At 61.8% G+C, this 3,272-nt stretch carries 4 protein-coding genes; 1 reads left to right on the top strand and 3 read right to left on the bottom strand.

The genetic code is table 11. From position 1 onward, the window contains the following. Positions 1–655 (top strand): class I SAM-dependent methyltransferase (locus tag ACC569_RS14285; protein WP_372524197.1); only part of this gene is annotated, 655 nt, incomplete at its 5' end. Positions 656–696: 41 nt separating this feature from the next. On the opposite strand, the gene ACC569_RS14280 is transcribed toward ACC569_RS14285, so the two are convergent. From ACC569_RS14280 to ACC569_RS14270, 3 genes are all read right to left on the bottom strand, one after another. Continuing rightward, positions 697–1,023 carry a TusE/DsrC/DsvC family sulfur relay protein gene (locus ACC569_RS14280; RefSeq protein ID WP_372524196.1) on the bottom strand — a complete coding sequence of 109 codons (327 nt, stop codon included), beginning with the start codon at positions 1,021–1,023 and terminating at the stop codon, positions 697–699. A gap of 186 nt (positions 1,024–1,209) precedes the next feature. Continuing rightward, positions 1,210–2,775 (bottom strand): cytochrome D1 domain-containing protein, encoded by a 1,566-nt coding sequence (locus ACC569_RS14275; protein ID WP_372524198.1) that lies wholly within the window; start codon positions 2,773–2,775, stop codon positions 1,210–1,212. Then, positions 2,775–3,272: HugZ family protein (locus ACC569_RS14270; protein ID WP_372524195.1), on the bottom strand; the 498-nt coding region annotated here is incomplete at its 5' end. The genes ACC569_RS14275 and ACC569_RS14270, both read right to left, overlap by 1 nt.

Here is a 3,272-nt window from a genome sequence, read left to right as displayed (position 1 = left end):
GGCGCTGACCTTGGCGCGGCGCCTGAAAGGCCACGCCAGCATCACCGGCATCGACGCCGCGGACGGCATGGTGCGGGTGGCGCAGGCCAAAGCAGTCAAGGAACGACTGTCGGGAATTTCCTTCCGGTGCATGCCGGCGGAACAACTGGCCTTTCAGGGCAACTCTTTCGATCGCGTTTTATGCCGCTTCGGCGTAATGCTGTTCACCGACCCGCTGCAAAGCCTGAAGGAGATGCGGCGTGTGTTGAAACCCGGCGGCCGTTTTGCGCTGGCGGTGTGGAGCACCCCGGAAACGATACCGACCCTGCGCTGGTCCTACGAAGTTTTCTCGAAACGGCTGCCGGAAGAACTGCGCCCGCCACTGGCCAAGGCGACGTCGCTAGGCGCGCCGGGAATGCTGGAAGACCTGCTGCGCGAGGCGGGATTCTCCGGCTTTTCGGTGGAGCCCAAAACGTTCGATTACCAGTTTAAATCCTTCGAGGAACTCTGGGATACGGTGGAGGCATCGGATATGCTCAAGCAACAATACGATGCACTACCGCAAAACGAACGCGGCAAGATACGGGACGAGGTCGGGCGTTTTGCCAGGGATTTCATCCACGAGGGGCAACTGAGGATTCCGCACGAATATCTGGTGGCGGCGGGCGGGAAATAACGCCACTCCCTTTTTTCTTATCGAGTGAGAGACGGCGATACCTACATGCCGCTCAGGTAAGTCTTGGCCTCTTCACCCGGATCGGGCAGACCGGAGACGCGCCACGCACCGAGGCAGCTGTGAAACAGGTCGTGAATCCATTGCTTGTCTTTGCCGTGGCTGTGGCAGATATGGCTCATGGCGGGAGCCACGCCAAACTTGGCGTAATATTCCCGCAGAGTACGAATTATTTCCCAGTGCTCCTCGGTGAGCTGACCGATGCCGTCGTGTCGCGCAATTTCCGCCGCCAGAGTTTCGTTCCATTGCGCCGGGTCCTTCAGCAGACCGCCTTCGTCGAACTCGACTTCCAATTCCTGAATTTCGTGCATTTGACACCTCCTTCCCGATTCTCTGGATGAAGTGACGTCCATATGCATTATGCGCTCAATCCAGGGAAAGCGCCCGGATAGTGGCACGATGCGTGTGGGATTCAATGACGGTTGGCTCCTCTCGACACCTCTGTCTCCCGCGGCACTTGTGCGTACGGCACATCGCCGACCGGGAAGCAGCCGCGTTTAGTGGCTGGTTCCCTCGGAACGGGTGATCTTGTTGTACACGTTGTACTTGCCGGACGGTTTTTTCATCGGCAGGCGCTTGATCTCCTTGAAGGTCGCCGCATCGTACACCACGAGCGCACCGTCCATTTCCCAGATACTGACCAGAGCATATTTGCCGTCGCGCGTGAATTCGGTGTGCGCCGCGGTCTGGCCCGGCGCGGGCTTGAGCGTCTTCACCAATTCAAGCGTGCGTTTGTCGATAATCTGAATCGCATCCTTGCTGGCCGGACTCATCATGGCGTCGACCCAGGCGTACGGCGTGTTCTCGTGCGAGCGCATGAAGAACCCGGGGCCGAGGGTTTTGATGTGCTTGATGGTCTTCCAGGTTTTCATGTCGATGACGGTCACCATGCCCTCCTTGAGGTTGGGCGTCGCGAGCACCGTGGTTTCCTTGTAATCCCAGGTGATGCCCGAGCCCAAGTGCGGCAGGCCGGGAAGATCGACGTCGGCGATCTTGCGCCCGACGATCAGGTTCACCACCTGGCCATTATTGCCGTTGCGCGCGGCGCCGATCAGATGTTCGTACGACTGGTCAAATAAAAAGTCATCGAGGTAATCGTCGAGGCGGATGCGACGTACCGGGAACGGTCCCTTGGCCGCCAGCGCTTCGCCCATGCGGTAGTCGTGCACCAGACCCGGATAGATCGGCTCGGCCTTGGCGTCGTAGGGAATCTCCCAGACTTCGGGGATGTCCTTGAGCGCGGCGATGAAACTCTTGCGCGGCGCGGCGTCATAGACGGCACTCACCCGCGAGCTTTTGCCGGCATCGTCCTGTACCGCGATGATCTTGAGCGGCGACAGATCCGTGGCGTCCAGCACCACCAGCGTGTGCGGCAGGTAATTGCCCGCCAAGACATAACGCCCGTCGCTCGACACCGCGATATTGCGCATGTTGATGCCGGCGCGAATCTCGGCGACGTATTTCAGATTGTAGATATCGAACTTGCTCACCCAGCCGTCGCGCGAGCCGAAATAAACATAGCGGCCGTCCGGGGAGAATTTCGGCCCGCCGTGCAGCGCAAAACGCGTGGGGAAACGCAGGATCGGCTCGAACCGGTCACCGTCCAGAAGCGTCGCATGATGATCACCGACCTCGACGACCACGAAAAGATTCAGCGGATCGGCATTGAAGACCGGCTTGTCCGAGAGTTTTTCCCCGGGTTTGACGTGCGCCACATGGGAACCGCGGATATCGGCCATGTCCCAGCGCGGTACTTGCGGCAGCGGCGCGTAGATCAGTCCGGCGAGCTGCGTAATCTGCTCCGTTGACAGCTTGTCCCGGAACCCCGGCATCTGGCTCGCGACACGCCCGTCACGGATAGTGGCGATCGCCTCTTCGCGCTTGAGCCTTCCCAGGTTTTCCGGCAGCAGCGCCGGGCCGATGCCGCCCAGGCGGCCCGCGCCGTGGCAGGAGGCACAATGCTCGGCATACAAGCTTGGTGCGTCGGTTCCGGCCGCGCTTGACGTCGCCGCGACGAGCGTAAGCAGCGTGGCGAACACGATCGAGACCGGGCGAGCCAACATCATGGAGATTCTCCTTCAAAGGCAAGAGCCGCCGCGTGCAGATCGGCCGGGCCCAAACGGTGGACACGCCCGAATCCGGAGACATAGCGCGAGGTCACGGTCACGAAACGCACGAGCGCGAAATCGGTGAACTCGAATGTCGGCGCGGCCGCAGGAAAACGCGCGAGGTAGCGCTCCCGCGCCGCGGCGTAGCCGGCGGCGTCGCGCCCGATCGTCTCGACATAGCCCTGCAGGCTCACGCGCGCCAGTCCCTGCGGATCGCTCGCGCCGCGGTCGGATTCGGTGAACGACAGCGACGCGCGCGGATTGGTTTCGAGGTAACGCGTGTGCAGCGCCAGACGGCTGAGGTGCAGCAGGAAACCGCCCAGGTCATCCTCGGGCGCCAGCGCCACCCAGGTGGCGAGCGGCTCGTTGTCGCGCGCGGTCGCGAGCGCCGCCCAGCGCTGGCCGCGCAGCAGCGCCGCCAACTGTCGTTGCTCTTCGGGATTCACGCCTTG

It is taken from the genome of Sulfuricaulis sp. (assembly GCF_041499725.1).
Lineage (GTDB): Bacteria > Pseudomonadota > Gammaproteobacteria > Acidiferrobacterales > Sulfurifustaceae > Sulfuricaulis.
Note: the sequence above shows the minus strand (reverse complement) of the source record. Positions and strands in the feature narration are given on the sequence as shown.

What these genes read in the sequence shown, in the direction of transcription:
- ACC569_RS14275 (WP_372524198.1), bottom strand. Translation starts at nt 2,775, where the DNA reads ATGTTGGCTCGCCCGGTCTCGATCGTGTTCGCCACGCTGCTTACGCTC.
- ACC569_RS14280 (WP_372524196.1), bottom strand. Translation starts at nt 1,023, where the DNA reads ATGCACGAAATTCAGGAATTGGAAGTCGAGTTCGACGAAGGCGGTCTG.